Annotated in this window: 13 protein-coding genes; 6 read left to right on the top strand and 7 right to left on the bottom strand. The window is 62.7% G+C overall.

Going from position 1 to position 18,199, the window contains the following annotated elements:
* The first annotated feature begins 63 nt into the window (after positions 1-63).
* From PLL20_14965 to PLL20_14945, 5 genes are read left to right on the top strand one after another with little or no spacing between them, the layout of a single operon-like run.
* Positions 64-897 (top strand): DapH/DapD/GlmU-related protein, encoded by an 834-nt coding sequence (locus PLL20_14965; protein HPD31291.1) that lies wholly within the window; start codon positions 64-66, stop codon positions 895-897.
* 3 nt (positions 898-900) lie between these two features.
* Positions 901-2,745 (top strand): hypothetical protein, encoded by a 1,845-nt coding sequence (locus tag PLL20_14960; GenBank protein HPD31290.1) that lies wholly within the window; start codon positions 901-903, stop codon positions 2,743-2,745.
* Between the two features lie 59 nt (positions 2,746-2,804).
* Positions 2,805-4,889, top strand: coding sequence for a hypothetical protein (locus PLL20_14955; GenBank protein HPD31289.1), 2,085 nt, complete (start codon positions 2,805-2,807; stop codon positions 4,887-4,889).
* An 11-nt stretch (positions 4,890-4,900) separates the two neighbouring features.
* Positions 4,901-6,292 carry a hypothetical protein gene (locus tag PLL20_14950; protein HPD31288.1) on the top strand — a complete coding sequence of 464 codons (1,392 nt, stop codon included), beginning with the start codon at positions 4,901-4,903 and terminating at the stop codon, positions 6,290-6,292.
* 50 nt (positions 6,293-6,342) lie between these two features.
* Positions 6,343-7,740, top strand: coding sequence for a condensation domain-containing protein (locus PLL20_14945; protein HPD31287.1), 1,398 nt, complete (start codon positions 6,343-6,345; stop codon positions 7,738-7,740).
* 164 nt (positions 7,741-7,904) lie between these two features.
* On the opposite strand, the gene PLL20_14940 is transcribed toward PLL20_14945, so the two are convergent.
* From PLL20_14940 to PLL20_14925, 4 genes are all read right to left on the bottom strand, one after another.
* Entirely contained in the window at positions 7,905-8,081 is a 177-nt protein-coding gene (locus tag PLL20_14940; GenBank protein ID HPD31286.1) for a hypothetical protein, read from the bottom strand.
* Between the two features lie 298 nt (positions 8,082-8,379).
* Positions 8,380-10,563, bottom strand: a complete 2,184-nt coding sequence (locus PLL20_14935; GenBank protein ID HPD31285.1) for a hypothetical protein — start codon at positions 10,561-10,563, stop codon at positions 8,380-8,382.
* Between the two features lies 1 nt (position 10,564).
* Entirely contained in the window at positions 10,565-12,625 is a 2,061-nt protein-coding gene (locus tag PLL20_14930; protein ID HPD31284.1) for an ABC-F family ATP-binding cassette domain-containing protein, read from the bottom strand.
* Between the two features lie 164 nt (positions 12,626-12,789).
* On the bottom strand, positions 12,790-13,470 hold the full coding sequence (locus tag PLL20_14925) for a DUF1080 domain-containing protein (protein HPD31283.1): 681 nt from the start codon (positions 13,468-13,470) through the stop codon (positions 12,790-12,792).
* Between the two features lie 783 nt (positions 13,471-14,253).
* Here PLL20_14925 and PLL20_14920 point away from each other — a divergent pair.
* A complete protein-coding gene (locus PLL20_14920) occupies positions 14,254-14,877 on the top strand; it encodes an NAD(P)H-dependent oxidoreductase (GenBank protein ID HPD31282.1) in 624 nt (207 codons plus the stop codon).
* A gap of 347 nt (positions 14,878-15,224) precedes the next feature.
* On the opposite strand, the gene PLL20_14915 is transcribed toward PLL20_14920, so the two are convergent.
* From PLL20_14915 to PLL20_14905, 3 genes are all read right to left on the bottom strand, one after another.
* Positions 15,225-16,286: a ThuA domain-containing protein gene (locus PLL20_14915; protein ID HPD31281.1), complete on the bottom strand. Its 1,062-nt coding sequence runs from the start codon at positions 16,284-16,286 to the stop codon at positions 15,225-15,227.
* Between the two features lie 565 nt (positions 16,287-16,851).
* Positions 16,852-17,646 (bottom strand): IS256 family transposase, encoded by a 795-nt coding sequence (locus tag PLL20_14910; GenBank protein ID HPD31280.1) that lies wholly within the window; start codon positions 17,644-17,646, stop codon positions 16,852-16,854.
* On the bottom strand, positions 17,609-18,109 hold the full coding sequence (locus PLL20_14905; GenBank protein ID HPD31279.1) for a transposase: 501 nt from the start codon (positions 18,107-18,109) through the stop codon (positions 17,609-17,611). The genes PLL20_14910 and PLL20_14905 overlap by 38 nt, the downstream gene beginning before the upstream one ends.
* Between the last annotated feature and the right edge of the window lie 90 nt (positions 18,110-18,199).

Raw genomic sequence — 18,199 nt, 5'->3', positions numbered from 1 at the left:
TTCGCGTTGACGCCCGCGCAAGGCCGCGCGTCGCGAGTGTGGTTGTCCAGGGAGGCCATGACCGTGGAGCACAGCCAGACGTCTTCGCCTTTGCGGGCCGGGTCTCAAGCCCAGATGGACCCGCAAGCCAGGAAATCGGCCGACAAAAGAGGATTCCTATGGGGGTTTCTCCTACTGGACCTCTGGGTTCGCTTGACGTTGTGGTCCACCTCGTTGGGCCTGACGACCGCCGTGATGACGGCGTTGCAGGCTTGGCCGGCGGGCAACCCCCTGGCCGGTGATCCTGGCCTCACGATGCTCTGGGCAAAACGCATCGGACAGTGGGTGATTCTTTTCAACGTGATCTATCTCCTGGAGTTGCTTCTTGTCCGCTTGCCCATTCCAACGCCCAGGGAAGGGGTCTACTCGACGAAGGGTTTTCCCGACCGACAACTGGTCTGGATTACTCTTCTGGGGGTGCTCACCAAGGCGCGCTACCAAGTTCCTTTTCCCGGTTTCCTGGTTTTCCATCTGGCCAATCTGCCTCCGTTGTGCTGGCTGGTCAGTCGGATCTTCGGCCCGAAGTCCCAATCGTGCTATGCGACCGAGCCCGAGATACTGGATCCTTCGCTGGTGGAGATCGGCCGAAATGTGATCATCGGGTACGGCACCCGGATCGTCGCTCACATCCAAGAGGCGGACAAGGTCACCATTCAGAAGACCATTATCGAGGACGACGTTCTCGTGGGAGGCGAAGTCAGCATTCTGGCCGGGGTGCGGCTGCGAAAGGGATGTGTCATCGGTGCCCGATCGCTGCTGTTGCCGGGAACGGTAGTCGGTCCACATGAGTTCTGGGCAGGGATTCCGGCCAAGCGTATCAGTTCCCTTCAGCAGGAGAGCCCGGCGCAAGGTACTTGAGACATGCGAGCGCAAACGCCGATCACCCATCACATGGACGCTGTTGCCGGCCGGCCTCTTGATGAGGGGCGCTGCTCTCGGCGAGCCGGGTTGCTGGCGGGATTGGTGATCTGTGCCGGGGTGGCCTCGCATCTGCCTTCGCTTCGGTGGGGGTTCTTGTACGATGACTACATACACCAGTTCATGCTCCGGCGAATCGAGCACGGTGATCCCGCGCGGGTCTGGAACCTGTTCGACTTCGGCGTCCGCCCCGAACCGGGACACCCGCTGTTCGAGTGGGGTTTCTATCCCTGGTGGACGGACGCGGACTTCAAGATCCGGTTCTTCCGGCCGGTCACCAGTCTGAGCATCGCGGCGGATCACTGGCTATATGGAGACTGGGCGCCCGGCTACCACTTGACGAGCCTGGGGCTTTTTGCAGTCTTATTGGTGATGGTTTATCGACTGTATCGGGCACTAGAGCTGCCGGGGAGCGCTCTTGCCTGGGCGATGGCCATCATGGCCTTGAGCGACATTCACAGTCTGCCGGTCGGCTGGATCGCCAATCGCAATGCCTTGTGGGTGGGTGTGTTCCTGGTCGGGATGCTCCTGTCGCTACATGCTTACTGGGCGCGGGCAGGGCACACGATGCTGGTGTCGGCGGTCGTCTGCTTTCTGCTTGCATGCGGCGCGAAGGAGTCCGGGATCATCGGCCTGCCGGTGGCCGTTCTCCACGAATGGCTCTACCCGCGAGCGGCGTCCGCGCCGTCGTTGCGAGGCCGGCTCGCGGCGGTGGTCAAGTCGCGACCGCTCCTGGCCATCGTTCTTGCCGCCGGGGCCTATGTCTGCTGGTACGCGTCGGCCGGCTACGGAACGCAGTCACTTCTGTATCCGACTCCCTGGCGAGACCCGGGCCAGTATTTCTCGCGGCTGGCAACCATCATGCCGCTGGCCGGCGTAAGTCTGTTTGTCGGGTTCAGCGCCGACATTGCCGCGGCTTTGCGGGACACCATGCCATGGGTGCTGCCGGCGGCGGCAATCGTCTCGATCGCAGTCTTCTGGATTCTGGCTCGCACCATCCGCTGGACACCGGCGGCGTTCCTGGCGTTGGGCCTGGCCGTGTTCTCATTCATCCCGGAGGCCGGCGCCGATCCTTCGGACCGCTTGTTCCTCAACACCTCGATCGGAACCTCGATGCTGATCGCTCTGCTGCTGCACCATGTCGGGCGATGGAGCATAGCGCTGCGCGAGAGAAGAATCGCACGGTTGACCCTGGCTGCAATCGTGGTGTTCCGTGGGCTTCTGTTGCCCGTGCCGGGTACGCTGCTCCGCGGCTACTTCTTCTCAAGCATGGGGGGGCTGGATCGTGCGGCCATCGCCGCCGCCGACATCGATCGCGAACGCCCCGAGCCGCGTCACGTCCTCGTTTTCAACAGCCCCTCCAGCCTGCTGTCCACCTTCCAGTTGGCGACTTGGGCGGTCATGCATGACGATGCCGGAACGCGGATTCACCTGGTACAGATGGGCCGGCGCGGGCTGCAGTGGCACCGTCAGGATGATCGCCGGATGACACTGACCTCGCTGGGCACACCGCTTGGCGATCAGCGGTTCGAGCGTCTTTTCCGCACGGGTCGACCCGTCGAGCCCGGCACGATTCACTACCGCACAAGCGCGTTTGCAGCAATTCCGCTTGACGCGGAGCCGACCGGCGTGCGCAGAGTATTGCTGGAGTTCGACCGCAGCCTCGACGACGCGACGTACCAGTTCATGCTGTGGGAAAACGGACGTTTTGTGCGAGCGAGCCCGCCGCGGATCGGCGAAACGCGCACGATTCACGAGATCCCGCGTCCCTTCTTTCTCGTGCCATGATCGGTGGTCGTTGATCGCGCTTGCCGCCGACATGGGCCATCGCTAAGCTTCCGGAGACAATGAGCCAGCAGACAATGCCATCATGCCTGCCCGGCCCCCCGAGAAACGCCGCGCGAGGTGTCGCCTGCGGCATGGGTCTGGCCCTGATCGTTCTGGCGGCCCACGGAGTCAGCATCTGGGACGGTCTGTTCTTCGACGATCATTGGCACCGTGCGGCGTTCCGCAAGTACGGCTGGAGTCCTTCGGAGCTGATGGAGTCGGCGACGATCGATCTTTCCGGCAAGCTCAATCACCTCTGGTGGCAGGAAAGGCCGGCGGTCTGGCGGTATCCTCGCCCGGTGGCGATGGCGATAGCCAAGGCCGAGTTTGTTTTCAGCGACGGCGACCCAAGGATCATCCACGCCTGCGCCCTGTGCTGGCACTGGTTCATGGCTCTGCTGGTGTACTGGCTCGCGTTCCAGGCCGGCCTGGAACGACGTTGGGCCTTTTGTGCCGGGGTCCTGTTCATCATCCTGCCGCACTCGTTTTTCAGCCTTGGCTGGACGGCCGCCCGGAACGCAGTAGTGGGCACATTCTTCTTCACAGCGGCCGTCGCCGCGTACATGTCTGTGTCACTGGGATCGCCATCCAGATGGTTCGTCACTCGATGGATTCGCGAGGCGCTGCCGGTGTTATTGTGGATCCTGGCGATCCTCAGCCGTGAGACGGCGGTCATCTTTGCCTTTGTCATTTTCCTTCTCGACGTCAGCTACGGCGGCCGGCGACATTTCAGCCGGCGACTTCCTTACCATGCGGTCTTCTGGGTGCTGACGCTGGCGTTCGTCGCCTGGCGATGGACCAGCTTTGACGTCGGAAACGTGCCCGACATCTACTTCACGAAGTTGACCGGATGGAAGTCCGGCTACTGGGCCGCGAGCAAGTTGTTGCAGTTGCTTTTCTCACAGATTTTCTACACGCCAATGCTGATGGGACTGGCCACCTATCAGGGAGTGGCTCGCGAAGAGTTGTTGGCTCACGGGGTTATGGCCGTCCTTGTCGGACTGGTCGCGGTCTGGTACGTCGCCGTCTCCAAGGGCAAAGGGGGCCGCTGGGTATGGCCGCTGTGGTGCATCGCGGCGTTCGCTCCGGTCGTTCCGGTCTTTGCCATGCCGCACTTCAGCTACCTGGCGTCGGTGCCTTACGCGATTGTGGTCGCCATTCTTCTGGCGGGCGTGACGGCCGCGTGGAGGAAAACGGTCGCGTTTCTGGTCATCGGGGCGACGGTCTGGTCGCTAGGCGTCTACCGGCTGGCGTGGTGGGGAATCATCCGCTCGGAGCAAATCGTGTACACCGATATGGTCGAGTCGACCTCCCGGCCTCCGGCGCCGGGCGGCAAGCTTTTCTTCATCAACTTGCCGATTGCCGCCATCTACGCACCGGACGCAATGCGCGAGGCATGGACCACTGCCGACCTGGAGGGATACACGCTGACGTTCGCTCCGCATCCGCTCATGATGACCAAGCCCTGCGTCGTCGAACAACTGAACGACCATGAGTTCACCGTTTCCACGGAGCCGCCGGGCTACTTCTCCGGCCTGCCGGGGAAGATGCTGATCGACGGCATGCGACCGGGCTCGCCCCTGACTCCCGGCATGGTGATCAGAGGAAAACCGGGTTTTCCGTTTGACGCCACGGTGGTCGAAGCCGACCGTTCCGGCGTTCGGAAGCTTCGGTTCACGTTTCATCAACCGCTGGCCACCGAGAACTACCATTTCTACCTATCGTCGCCGGAACGAGCGGCATATCGGCTGACTTTCAACGCCGCGCCGACGGCCGGCGACGGCGGGGAGCTGTTCCGGCGAGCCAGATCCGCGGATCTCATCGAACGCGAGGCCGCCCGGTGGGAAATCCGCGACAAAGCATGGCCGATCGCAATCGCCATGGGCTCGCCTGTTCAGGAGTATCTCTCGCTGCAATCTGAAAGCTCACTGGACCGCGTCGAGCAGTGGTGGGCCGCCTACGATATCGGGCGGCGTTTCCAGGAGCATGTCGACTGGCGTTCGCGAAACGCGTGCGTGCTTCGGCAACGCGGCCTGTACTTCAAGGTGATGGACATTGTGGGCAGGTTCGTCGAGTCCGACTTGTATCTCACTGGCAGGAGATGATGCCGGGCCGGATGATCCCGGCGCCCGTCAACAAAACGATGACATCGGTTGCGTTCCACACTCCCAATCCACTCGACCTTCTCTTCTTCGCCTTTGACCGGGCGGGGGCCAGACTGTCATTGCCGGGCGCCTTCATTCACGCGCATCTGGAGATGGCCGGCCAGGTCGACGCGGAGGGGATGAAGCGGGCGCTTGCCGGGATTCATCGCCTCTATCCTGCCACGCAAGCCCGACTGGAATGCTCCGCGCTGGACGGCCGGCCCAGATGGCGACTGCACTGCCCGCCGTGGGACCTCAACCGTCTCGTTCGCGTCCATCACGTGAAGCCCGCGACCGAAGCGGAGATCCATCATCAGGTCGACGCACTCATCAACCAGCGCATTGATCTGGTCACGTTGCCGCCGCTGCAGTTTCATGTCCTGCGGGGTCTTGCTTCAGGCGACTGGGTTGTCGTTCGCTGGCCTCATGCGTTCATGGATTTCCGAGGCGGCTTGATCATTCTGGACGTCATGGAGCGCCTGTACCAGGAGGGAGTTGACCCTCTTTCTCTGCGCAGTGCGGGCGACGAACTGCTCGACGGGCTCGGACGCCGTCTGCAGGCCGAGGAGCGGAAAACGGCCCCGGCCGATGAGTTGCGGCCCGACATGGCCGGACGGCCCGTTGATCTGCAACTGCCACCGTGCCCCGACTTCCGCAACCTGGGGCCGCTGCGAACCGCCGTTCGACGTCTGGATCATCGGCAATGCTCGATCGCCCAAGAGATCTCGGCGAGAAGCTGTGCTCCGGCCAGATTTGGCGCCTATGTCCGTGCCTGCGCGATCCAGGCCTTGCACCGCGCGCTATCGGAATCGGCCGGTCACGGAAGCGTCTACTCCGTTCCATATATCCTCGAAGGCCGCGAACCGCCCTACCGCAGTCCCGTCTGCCACAACGTCTTCAGTCTCGATCGCCTGCACGTCCCGGTCGAGATGGCCCCCGATCGCGCGGCGGTCGCACGTTTTCTGCACGAAGGTACGGCTCAGATGATCCAGCGCAGCCTCGTAACGGGCCATTTGAAGCGGGTGCTCGACATCACGCGGCTGCCGCCGGCGATTCTCGGCGCCATCGTGCGGCACTCGTTGATCAACCCTCCGTCGGCCAGGGGGAGAGGCGATTTCGGCGCTCCGCCTTCGTTGCCGATGGGTTTCTCTCAGGCTTTCGGCCGCGATGGACGGCGGTTCTGCGGCGCGGAGCTTCGGTACGTGCATGCATTTCGTCCGCCGCTGCCTCGAGCCGGCATCGGTTTGCAGGTCGTTGCCGAGCAAGGACGGTTGGCGATCTGCGGCTTGTGTTACGAGGTTCGGTGGGCGATGATGAACCGCATCCTCGATGACTTCGTGGAGGCCTTGCTCAATCCCGGTTGAACGGGGGACGCGACCCTTGTGAAGGATGAACGAGACGACCAGAACCGGCAATGTCACGACGTTGGGTAAACGCCTTGCCCCGATATCAGGAACTCAATCCGCTCGACCTGTACTTCTTCGCCGCCGACCAAGCGATGCGGCGAATCGGCCTTCCGGGCACGAACATCCACCTGTGCCTCGAATTGAACGGTCGTATCGACGTGGACGGTCTGAAACGTGCGGTGCAGGCCCTGTGGCGCGTCTATCCGGCCACGGGCTCCCGGCTGGAACGTTCCGACGTGACAGGCCGCCCGCGCTGGCGGCTTGATAGCTGCCCCGCCGACGCGTCCTGTGTGATCCGGATCTGCGAACTGACCGATGCGAGCGAACACGATATCCACGGCCGGATCGAGGCCCTGCTCAACGAGCCGATTGATCTGCGCGGCCTGCCTCCGGTTCGGTTTGTCGTGCTTCGCGGGCTTGCCGAAGGCGACCGGCTGGTGGCTCGCTGGCCTCATGCCCTGATGGATGGCCGCGGAGGCGTCACCCTGCTGGAAGAGCTTAACCGCCTTTACCGCGAGTCGGCCGACCACCGGTCTTGCGCGTCCGCAGGGGACGAGTCCCGCCGCGATTTCGCGGACCTGCTGCGAGAGGCCCCGCTGGTTCTCAAACCACGGGAGGTGCTCAGCAGTGGAACAAGTCTGCGTCCAAGAGATTGGCGAACCGTTCGCCTGAGCGACGGGATTCGCCTTGACCAGCTCGGGCCCGTCCGATTCATGCTTCGCCGGCTGACCGCCGAGCAGGCTCGCGAGGCCAGGGCGATCTCGTTGCGCGTGTGCGGTTTCGCCCGTTTCGGAGATTTCGTGCGAGCCTGCGCCATCCGGGCCCTTGACCGCGTCGCGCCCAAGCCGTTGCCGCACAACGCCGGGTACTGCACGCTGAATCTGATCGATCTCCGAAAACGCAGACAGGCCGCACCGGTCTGCCGCAATCTGACGAACGCCCTGCCGATGTATGTACCCGCGCGGATCGCGCAAGACCGAAGGGCGGTCGCCGACCTGGCAAGGGACCAGATGGCGGAAATGCTGCAATCGAGAACCATGCTCTTGAGGCTTGCGACCGTCCATCGATTCACGCTCCTGCCCACGAGCCTGCTGGTCAACGTCCTGCATCAAAGGCTCATCGCGACGGGGCTCAGGGGCATGCCGACGGGCATGGGAAATGCGCCCTCACTGCCGCTCGGCCTGATCGGTTCATTCAGCAAGGGAATGTCCACGTTCTGCGGCGCGGAACTGACGAACGTTTACGGATTGCGGCCGGTGCCCTTCCAGACGGGGATCTCGGTTGACGTCAACGAAGCTCAGGACCGACTCAACGTCGCCGCGATGTACTATGAACCGGCCATCAGTACGGCGAAGATGGCCGCATTTCTGGACGACTTTGCGGCTAGCCTGGTGAGCATGGAGTAGCGCACCGCACCGGCAGCCCCTTGTCGAGCCTTCCGGTGTCAAAGCACGGCTCGCAGGTTACTCGCCTGATTAACAGGCCTCACATCCGATGTGCCGCACCGGAAACCGAAGGCGTGCAGTCCCGGGCAGAGATCAGAAACAATGCTGCTTTTCTACCGGGTCGGTCAGGCTACCGCCCGCCCTTTCCTGGCCGCTCTCTTCTCGGCCTTCTCGGCTTTCAGTTTTACCCGGTCCACGATGATCTGTTGCCAGATCTCGTTCGCCTTTTTCGTGTCACCTTTGCGACTTGCCTTCTGGGCTTCTCGCTGCTTGCTCTTGAATGCTTTTGATTTTCTGGGCATCACGACTCCTGATTGCACACCCGAGTGCGCGTTACGCTCACCGTGAGCGCGACGCCACTCGTCCACGAACCGCCCGCATCCACGAATGAAACCAATCCCAGTCTGCGGGCAACCCGCGGCGTACCCGGTTGCCAACTGATTGAGTTGTGATTTCCCGAAAGGCCTGTGTGATCCTGCCGTCCGGTTTCGTGCCCCTATTATAGCACGCGACCCTGCTTTAGCCACCCCCGGAATGCCGTCCGAACGCAAGAACCGGGTGCATGTCGGAGGATGAGCCGCGAAACGGTCGCCGCGAGGATCATTTCCAGGCAGCCTCGACGGCAAGACCAGCGGGTTCATTGGAGAAGCTGATCAGGATCGTCTGGTCCTCCTGAGTCCACCGCGCGTCCCGTCCGTCACCGGAGAGATCGCGGGCGGTCACGCCTGACAGGCGCCTGCCGGCCGTGAAGAGGCGCACCAATCCAGGCGTCTCCAGGGGCCCACGAATCACGATCCGCAGCCGGTCCTGCCCGGCGCGCTCTTCGACCAGGCGATGGGTCGCGTGCAGCACCTTGGGTTTGCGGCTCCCGGCGGTTGTGACCTCCACGATGTCGGTCACATCGCGATAGATGCCGCTGGTACCGGGCTTGATTTCAACGTCCTTGAGCACGGCCAACCGCGGATCAACCACATCGACAAACGTGCCAGGCAACCTCAACGCTTCCCGGCCTGCCCTGGCAATGACAAACGGACCTCGCTTGACGCACAGATAACCCGGCGTTGGCAGCTCTCGTGACGAATCGGCCCTGGACCAGGCCTGTTTGAGCAACGGCAGGTACACCTCCTGCACGTTTTTCCGCCGGCCGAACTCTCGCGGCGACGTCGGCCGGCGCAATACCCATCCTTTGCCCACCGGCGATTCACCGGCCGCATCGACGTCGTTCAGTCCGAGCTCCGCCATCAGGTGATGAAGCGGCGAAGGGTACCCCGCCTTGCGCCACCATAGCCTCGCCCCTCCGAGATCGTCTGCTTCTCCCAGAATCACCAGCACCCCGCCGTTCTTCACCCAGCGAGCCAGTGCCACATTCGGCTGGGCCTCCATCGGCTTGAACGCCTCGTATGAAAGCACGATGACCTTGAAGCGTGACAGGTACGTGGGTTCGCTCATTCGCTCGAGGATGCACGCCGAGGCAGGCACGCCGGCGCTGACCAGCGGCATCATCAGACCGTAGGCAACCTGAAGCGAAGGCGGCGGCTCCTTCTCCCACATGAGCGTATCGGACACGGCGACTCCGATCCCATCGACTGAACGGACTGTATCCGTTTTGCTCTGCGGCAGGTGAGGATTCCACGTGCCCCCCAGGGGGACTTCCTGGAGGACCTGCGTGGCCGACAGCACGATCGTCCGGAATCGCTCCGGAGCAGGGGTACCGCCGCCTGTCGTATGCCCCTTCAGAAAGATCCGTTCGGGCCAGGGCATCGCTTCGTACGAGTCCACCTCCGTGAACATGAGCATGGCGGCCGTGCAGTGAACGTACCATTCCTCGAACTCGCTCCACTTATGGTTCGGATCGTCCTCGACGGGATCCACCAGCAGCCACAGTTTGCGGTTTCCGCCGGAGGCCAGGGCCACGAAGAAGTCATAGAGACAGTAGGCCGAGTCGAAGAAAGTCTTGTCCGGCGAATCGTAATTCCATATCGCCCAGTTGACCGGTCCCGTCCATATCTGCCCAATGTATCCGTCCGACCCTTTGATCTTCAACGACGTTCCCAAAGGGGCGGTGAGCCGCGACGCCACGTTGCTGTAAATGCTGTGAATGGGCACGACAAAGTCGACCCGGCGACCCAACTCCCGCGAACGACGGTCCACTGCCTGGCATAACCGCTCCTGGAGTTTCACATACAGGTCGGTCTTCAGTTGGGCGGTAAGGTAGCGGGCCTCGGGTGAGGCGTTTTCGGGCTGCCAAGGCACCCCATAGCTTTCGACCCACAGCTTGCGGAACATCTCCTCGTACCCCGTGTCGACGTGAGCCAGGGGCTCCTCCGGCAACACGGCGTCCGCTCCGGCGTTGACCGATTCGACCGCCATTTCCTCGAGGTAGCGAATCCAGCCCTCAGTCGGAAGCATATACGGTCGAATGCCAGCACACATTCGCACCTGGCCCTTTTCGTCGCGCTCGACTTCCTGCGGATGCGGGATTCCATCCCACTTGCCGGTCCAATACTCGTTGGTCGCATCGGAATCGGCGAAGAACATGCGACCGACGATATAGCCGTGCTGCTTCCACGAGCCGATCATTCCGGCCAGCCTGGCCGGATCCTCGCCATGCCGGTGAACAATGACGCTGTCGACCGCCAAAGCGATCCGCGGCTCATAGGGCGTGTTGGTCTGGAAGCACGTCTTGGCCTTCATGAACGGCTGCGGACCCGCGGCCTGCCGGCCGAACGCCTCCGGAACCGTGACACACGCGCAAAAAGCGATCAGCACATTGGTTGCCCTCACGTCACGACTCCTCCTCGATCCGACGCTCCCATTCCGCGTTGAGAGCCGCAAGCTCGGCGCGCAGCGACTCGACCTCGCCACGGAGGGCCCGTGCCCGTTCGGCATCACGATACACGGCCGGATCGGCAAACATGGCCTCGGTCGCGGCCAGCTTCTCTTCCCGGTCCATGATCTCCCGTTCGAGCCGGTCCAGCGACCAAGCGACAAACGGCGACACCGGACCGTCAGAGGGGGGCGGGGCTCGCTTCACTGCCCGTCTGGCGCGCATTCTGGCATCCCGTCGGGCCTGCTTGCGGGCCTCTTCCTCGGCCTCAAGACGCTCCTTCTCTCGCTCGGCGACCCGGTGCTCATAGGTTGACCAGTTGCCGATCATCAGTTCGTACCTGCCGCGCTCCGGCAGCACAAGCAGCCGGTTGACCACGCGGTCGAGGAAGTAGCGGTCGTGGCTGACCAGCAGAATCGCCCCTTCGTATTCGATGAGCGATTCTTCCAGTGCCTCGCGGGCGGGGATGTCCAGATGGTTGGTCGGCTCATCCAGGATCAGCACCTGGGGGTTGTCCCAGACCAATCGGGCCAGCATCACCCGGCTCTGCTCGCCTCCGGACAAATCGCCCACCCGCTTGTACACGTCGTCGCCGATAAACAAGAACCTCGCGAGGAAAGAGCGAATGCGTGCCTCCAGGGGCCCCGTGGGTCGCTCGACGATCACGTCGATCACGCGGTGGTCCATGTTCAACCCGGCATGCTCCTGGTCGTAATAGCCGACCTCCAGGTTCTCGAACAGCCGCACCTCGCCGGCGTCCGGAGCGATCTGCCGCATAGCCATCTTCAGCAGCGTACTCTTGCCGACGCCGTTCGGTCCGATGATGCCGATCTTCTCGCCGCGGTAGATCTCCAGGTTGAAATCGTCGAACAAGACGACCTGGCCGTACGCTTTGCGAACGCCGGTGCATCGCAGGACCATTTCGCCGGCCCGGCGGCCAGGGGTGAGCCGGATGGCCATGCGACGCTGCATGTGCGAGGGCCTCTCGACCACGGAGCCGTCGCGCTCCAGGCGCTCGACGTGCCTGAGCCGGCCGGACGCCTGCCGTGAACGCGACTTGTCGGCCTTGACCCGCTCGGCATACTCACGCTGATGCTGAAGCCATTCCTGCTGTCTGGCGTATTCCCGCTCGGCGGTCAACTGGCGCGTCAGTTTGCTCTCGGCGTAGTCGGAATACGCGCACGGGTAAACGGTGATCCGCTTACGATCCAGGTCAGCGATCTTGGTCACGACCCGGTCGAGCAGGTAGCGGTCGTGGGATACGATGACGGCCGCTCCGTCGTATTGTGCCAGGAAGTTCTCCAGGAAGCGCGTCGCCTCGATGTCAAGGTGGTTGGTCGGCTCGTCGAGCAGCAACAGGTCGGCCTCCTGCAAGAGCATCTGGGCCAGGGCCGCCCGGCATTTCTGCCCGCCGGACAGGGCGGATATCGGCAGGTCGTAGGACGCCGGAGTGAATCCCAGCCCACCTAGGACCATCTTGACCAGCGTCTCGTACTTGTAGCCCCCGGCCGCTTCCAGCCGATGCTGAAGCTCCTCGTACTCGGCGAGGAGATCTTCGTACTGGTCGGTGTCATGATGATCGGCCAGCCGCTGGGCCACCTCCGCCACCCGGGCATCGAGCCCCCGCAGATGGTCGAAGGTGGTCGCGACCTCGGCCAACAGCGTGTTGGACGAATCGAGCTGGGGCTCCTGAGGCAGGTAGGCGATCCGCAAATCCCGATTCCTGGCGACGGTGCCGACGGCCGGACTCAACTGGCCGAGAATCAGCCGGAACAACGTTGTCTTGCCTGAGCCGTTAGGTCCGACAAGACCCACCTTTTCGCCCCGGTGGATCGTCCAGTCCAGACCGTCGAAGAGCACTTGCCCCTCATAACCGAAATGAACATCCTGGAACGACACAATCGCCATGTCGCGATGATATTCGACGACGGGAGGCAAAGCCAACCACGCACGAGAGGGTTCAGGCCGCCAGCGTGGCTCGCCTGCGACGCGATCCGGGATACGGTTCTTGCCGCTCAAGATCCCGGCTCCAACAGGCACGGACTTTGCAGGCGGCTGCCGCGTGGCGAATCGGCACGCGCCGGGCGTGAATGAGGATCGGCATGCTTGCGACAGAGAGCCCGGTCAGTATTTGAGGTCAGCGGCGTCGCCGCTTGATGCAACGAGGTCTGAGCGCCCCAGGCTCACCTCGGCAGCGGCGTCAGGATGATGTTGCGGTATTCGATCGGAGCGCCCTCGGATTGCAGGCAGATGGCCCCGCGGGTTACGCTGCAGTTGGTGGCATGATTGACCAGCTCCCCGTTGACCCGGACGATCACCTCGTCGCCCTTACAGGTAATTTCCATGTGATTCCACTCGCCCAGCGGCTTTTCTGAGCCGTCGGTCAGGTTGAGGTGCCGGCGGCCCTGCTTGCGGGCCTGCTCGTTCTCGACGTCCAGCTCGGTGCCGATGACCCAGAAATCGCCCGCATTGCCTTTTTCCAACTGAACCTCGATCGACTTGGGCCAGATGCCGAGGGTGCGCGGGGTCGAGGTGTGAACGAGAACGCCGTTGTTGCCTCCCTGAGTGCCAGGCGGCCATCGCCACTCCAGGCTGAGCACGTAATCACCGTATTCATCCAATGTCCGCAGCACACCGCCGGGCTCTCCTTTGCAGTGAAGGACGCCGTCGGCGACCGACCAGACATCCTCCATCTTCACGCCCTCCTTGCTCAGATCGCAGGTCCAGCCGGTCAGGTCACGGCCATTGAAGAGCTGGATGGCCGTGGGCATCTTCTCCACGGGAGCAGGGGCCACGCCACCGCCCTTCTCGCACCCGGAAGTCATGACCAGCAAGCCCAAAATCACTACCAGTGTATGCCGCATGGTATCGCTCCTGTCGGACAATGCCCCGACGTCCGCCGCCACACCTTGCCCGGCCACGAGGCCGGATCTTGCCGCGACATTCTACGTTCCGCTCGCCGGGACCGCCACCCACAGCATCTGCGCTGCTGAGCCTTTCGCCCTCGTGTGCGCGCGGCGGATGCCATTTGCCGCTTGCATCCCGAGCCTGTGTCGAGGGGCTTGCCCGCCGGCGCATGCCGCCCCTACCGAAAGCGGTGCCGGCGCGACGGCAAGAGGGTCGCTGCCGCCGGGTCCGTGACGGAATCGGCCGCCTTCGCTGTGGTTTTTTGGGGTAGCGGCAGATGCAAGCCGGAAACAAGCCGCTTCAGCGGCTTTTCCCGAAGGGCCAATAGCCAGCCGTTTGACGGCTGGTTCTTGATCGGGCACCCGTGTCTCTCTCCCTGTCTTTTCACAGTGAGGCCGTTTCAACAGGCTTTTCTGGAAGTTCGTTGAAACGGGCTGGAATTGTGGAAAGGGACGACGGGTGTTGTCGCGAACCACCGGCCGTACAATGCCCGGCCCATCAGCCCGTCCACCTTCGGCGTGATCTGCCGACCTTCGGCGAAAAGACCTTCCGAAGGGGGTCGGTTACTCAGCCTCGTCCGTCTAACACAACCCGCCAAACACGTGACGCACCCGCCGCCGCCCGATCGCCGGCCCGCTGGCCGCGAGGCGGCACGAGTGCTACACTGTGTTGCGCGGCACCGGCCTTTCAGTCACTTGTCGTGATTAAGGGACAGCCAGTCCGCCGCAGGAGGCCGCGTCATGCCGAGACTGCTCTATGTTGAAGCTTCGCCTCGCAAGGAACGCTCGACTTCGATTCGCGTCGCCGGGGAATTCCTTGATACGTACCGCGATGCTCATCCGCGCGACGTCGTTGACGTAGTGGACCTGTGGCAGGAGGAGCTTCCGCCGCTTGACGGTGAGGCCATCAACGCCAAGTACGCCATCCTTCATGGTCAGTCGCACTCGACCGCTCAGGCGGCCGCATGGGCCAAAATCACAGCCGTCGCTGATCGTTTCACCTCGGCCGACAAATACCTCTTCAGCCTCCCCATGTGGAATTTCGGAATCCCTTACAGGCTCAAGCACTACATCGACGTGATCACCCAGCCCGGACTCACCTTCACCTTCTCGCCCGCCGAAGGCTACAAAGGAATGGTCACCGGCAAGGCCGCCGCGGTGATCTATGCCCGCGGCGGCGAGTACCAAGGCGACGGCGCATCGTGGGATTTCCAGAAACCTTACTTCGAGTTGTGGTTGCAATTCATCGGCTTCACCGACGTCCGGGGCATCGTGGTCGAACCCACACTGGGTAACCGCGACGCCACCGAGAAGTCCAAGGCCGCGGGGTGCGAGCTGGCCCGCCGGACGGCCATTCATTTCTGAACCGGGGCAGACGGTCGCGGGCTCGTGAGAGGAAGCCCGTCACGGTCCCTGTCGGAAAAGGCCTCGCCATCGCCAGCCAGGACGGCCCTCACGAACTCTGCATCAGACTTCATCACCCGGCCACTCCATCCGCCCCGGCTAACATCAGAAGGACGGGCTTGACGCCAGAGGCGCTACAAGGAAACGATGACATATGGGCGCTTTCTTGAAACGCGACCTGGCACGGTGATCCCGGCAGGTGCGGCGGGACACCTAATCCGAGGCAGGCCCAGTTGGTCGCAGGGGATGGACCAACGACCGGCCCGGGGGCTGCCCTCCATGGAACACGGCAACCTCGCGCCGTTGCGCTAATTGTCAGCCGGCTTCATCCTGTAATCGGCCGGCTTGAGGCCCTTCTTGTGACCTGCAAAACCGAACGGTGACGGCTTGTATTCGCCGACGATCTCGACGTTGGCCCTCGGCGGGATCTTCTCCTCCAGACCCAGGCACCAGTAGGCGGCGTTGACCAGCAGTCGACGCAAACCCTCGTTCTCCAGATCGGTTGCGGCTCCCATCGTGGTTGTGAACACGCGGCCCGCCTCCCCCTTGGCGCCTTGATAGGTCTTGGTCCAGGCGATGGGCATCATCGGATCATTCTGTTTGCCCGATACCGGCTTGTCCGTGGGTTTCATCCCCTCCAGAACCTGGCCCAGGACCACGGGCTCGCTGTCGCCGGGCAGCGGCAAACGCACGGTGTAGACATCGGTAGGTCCCCAGATATCCTCGCAGCCGCGGACGATCGGGTGATCCTTCATCCCCGGCGCGATGACGCCGCGAGAACTTTGCTTACCGTGATGACCGTGGTGACTGATCCAGGTTTCGCCGAGAATGCGACGGCCGAAACCGCCATCCCAGCCCTGCACCTTGCTGTCAAAGCTGTAGCGCTCGTAGGTCTTGCCCTTGGCGATCTTGAACGCGTGAGTCGCCGTCCGCATACCAATGATCGGCTTGCCCGATGACACGTACGCGTCGATGTACTTCATCTGCTCGTCGGGCAGATCACGGAAGCGCGTGGCGATGATCATGAGGTCGGCTCTTTCGAGCGCCTCAAGGCCCGGGATGTTGTCCGGAACCGTGGGATCGATCATACCGCTTTTCGGATCCACCGCGAAGAGCACGGTGCATTTGAATCCGTGATGCCTGGCAAGGATCTTGCCGAGTTGAGTGAGGGCTTCCTCTGAGCGATATTCCTCATCGCCCGAGACCAGAACAACGTGCTTGCCCTTTCCCGGACCGTCAGGGCCTTCATACATAACCCACAGCTCACCGTGACGCGCAGAGTCGGCATCCGCAGCCGCGGCCGCGGGCAAGCTGAGCGACGTGAGAACCGTGGTGATCGCGACAACAGGCCAGATTGAGTCTTGCCTCATACCCGGCATCTCCTTTCGCGGACGGAGGCGGACGTTCTGGGCGTCAATTCCCCCGCACTGACTGCCATACCTCAGAGGCCCGCGAGTATAAGACGGCCGCCAATCTCTGTCGAACCAACAAGGACAACAAAAAACGCTCGTCTACTGTTCGGGACTTGCGTTCAACAGTCAACCGAACGAACAGATCCTGTGCCCTGTTCTTCGTCCCACGCGCAGCGCCGCAGCCCAAGATGGGCGAACTGCCCACGCCGGAGAGCTTAAAGAGACCGGCCCGATATGCACCAGCTTCATTCTGTCGGCTGAACCTTTTCTTTATCTGTTCCCTTGAAGAGACCCAAAATGTGCTTGATACAGACGGATCCGCAGGCGTAATATGTCTTAAGTCTGGGAGCGCGAAGGCAGGATACTCTCCGGAATCCCGGGATGTCCGACGGGGCCAGCGGGCGCGGGCCGTTCGCTGGAACCGAGCCGACGTGCGGCATCTCCAATGGCAACTATCCTGGCCTCGAGAGGCAGTGTCAACTCCTGTGTAAATTGCTCCGGGGCATCGCTCCGAGTACTCTCCTCATGCTGCATGGGTCTTGGTTTTCTTCCTCGTTTCTGCCGGCAGCGGGACCGTCGGACAGAGGTGGGCTGATTTCAATCGCCGCCACCGTTTGCTCAGACGTTCCAGCACCTGGTGCATCAGCCACACCCCGCTGCGGGTCTTCTTGAACCGCTTGGCCGCGTTGGTCCGCAGCCGCACCGTCGCGAACACCGACTCGATCGGATTCGTCGTCCGCAGGTGCGACCAATGGGCCTCCGGGAAACGATAAAACGTCAGGCACCGGTCCAGATCGTCGGCCAAGCAGTCCGCCGCCCGATCGTAACCCGCCTCCCGCAGATCACCGATCACCGCCGCCGCCAGCTTCCGGGCCGCCTGCTCGCTGTCCGCCTGCCAGATCGCCCGAATACGCCGCACCCAGCTCGGACGTTCCCTGAGCGGCAGCTTGTCCAGCACATTCATCGTCTTATGGTTCGTGCACCGCTGTTGGGCCGAATGGGGACTCTGCTCGTCGATCGCCGCCCACAACCCCAACGCCCCGTCCGCGATCCAGCAGGCCGGCTCGTTCAGGCCCCGCTTACGGCAATCCCGAATCAGGTCGCCCCAGCTCTCCACGCTCTCGCGGTAGCCCTCCCGCAAGGCGATCCGATGCTTCTTTCCTTCGGTATCCGCCCCGATCAGCACCATCAGGCACGCCTTTTCCGTGCCCAGCCCCGCCTTCAGGTAGATCCCGTCCGCCCAAATGTACACGAACTTCCTGCCGCTCAACTCCTGTCGGTCAAACGCCTCGTATTGCTCCTTGAACTGCCGGCTCAGCCGGCTGATCGTGCTCGGCGAGAGCGGAGCCTCCGACCCCCACCAGCAGCCGCAACGCCGGCTCGAAGTCTCGCGTCGCCAGCCCTTCGACGAACAGGTTCAGGAACGTCTCGTCAATCGTGTCGCTGCGTCGCTGGTGCTTCCGCAGGATCCTGGACTCGAAGGGCTCTTGGCCCTCGGGAATGTCCCGGACCCGAGGAGCCGCCAGATCGATCGTTCCCGACCCCAGCGTCAGCCGCCGGGATGTGCTGCCGTTGCGGTAGCCACGGTATTCCTTCGTCCGCTCGTACCGCACACGCCTCAGATAGGCGTCCACCTCTTCGTTCAGCGCCTCGGTCAGCATCCGCCGGGCTCCATCTCGGGCCAGTTCCTCCAGATGATCCCGAACCACCGCCTGAGCTTGGTCTGCGTCCACCTGATATTCGCTCTTGACGTTTCTTCGCCGATCGATTCTCGTACCCATCAGGCCACCTCCTTTTAACTGGTTACAAAACCATCACTTATGGAGGATGCCCCTCTCTTGTCAATTTCCACAGATAATGAGACTATCTCG

The sequence above is a fragment of the Phycisphaerae bacterium genome, assembly GCA_035384605.1.
In the GTDB taxonomy this organism is placed as follows: Bacteria; Planctomycetota; Phycisphaerae; order UBA1845; family PWPN01; genus JAUCQB01.
The sequence above is the reverse complement of the archived record's forward strand: the minus strand, read 5'-3'. Positions and strand labels throughout refer to the sequence as shown.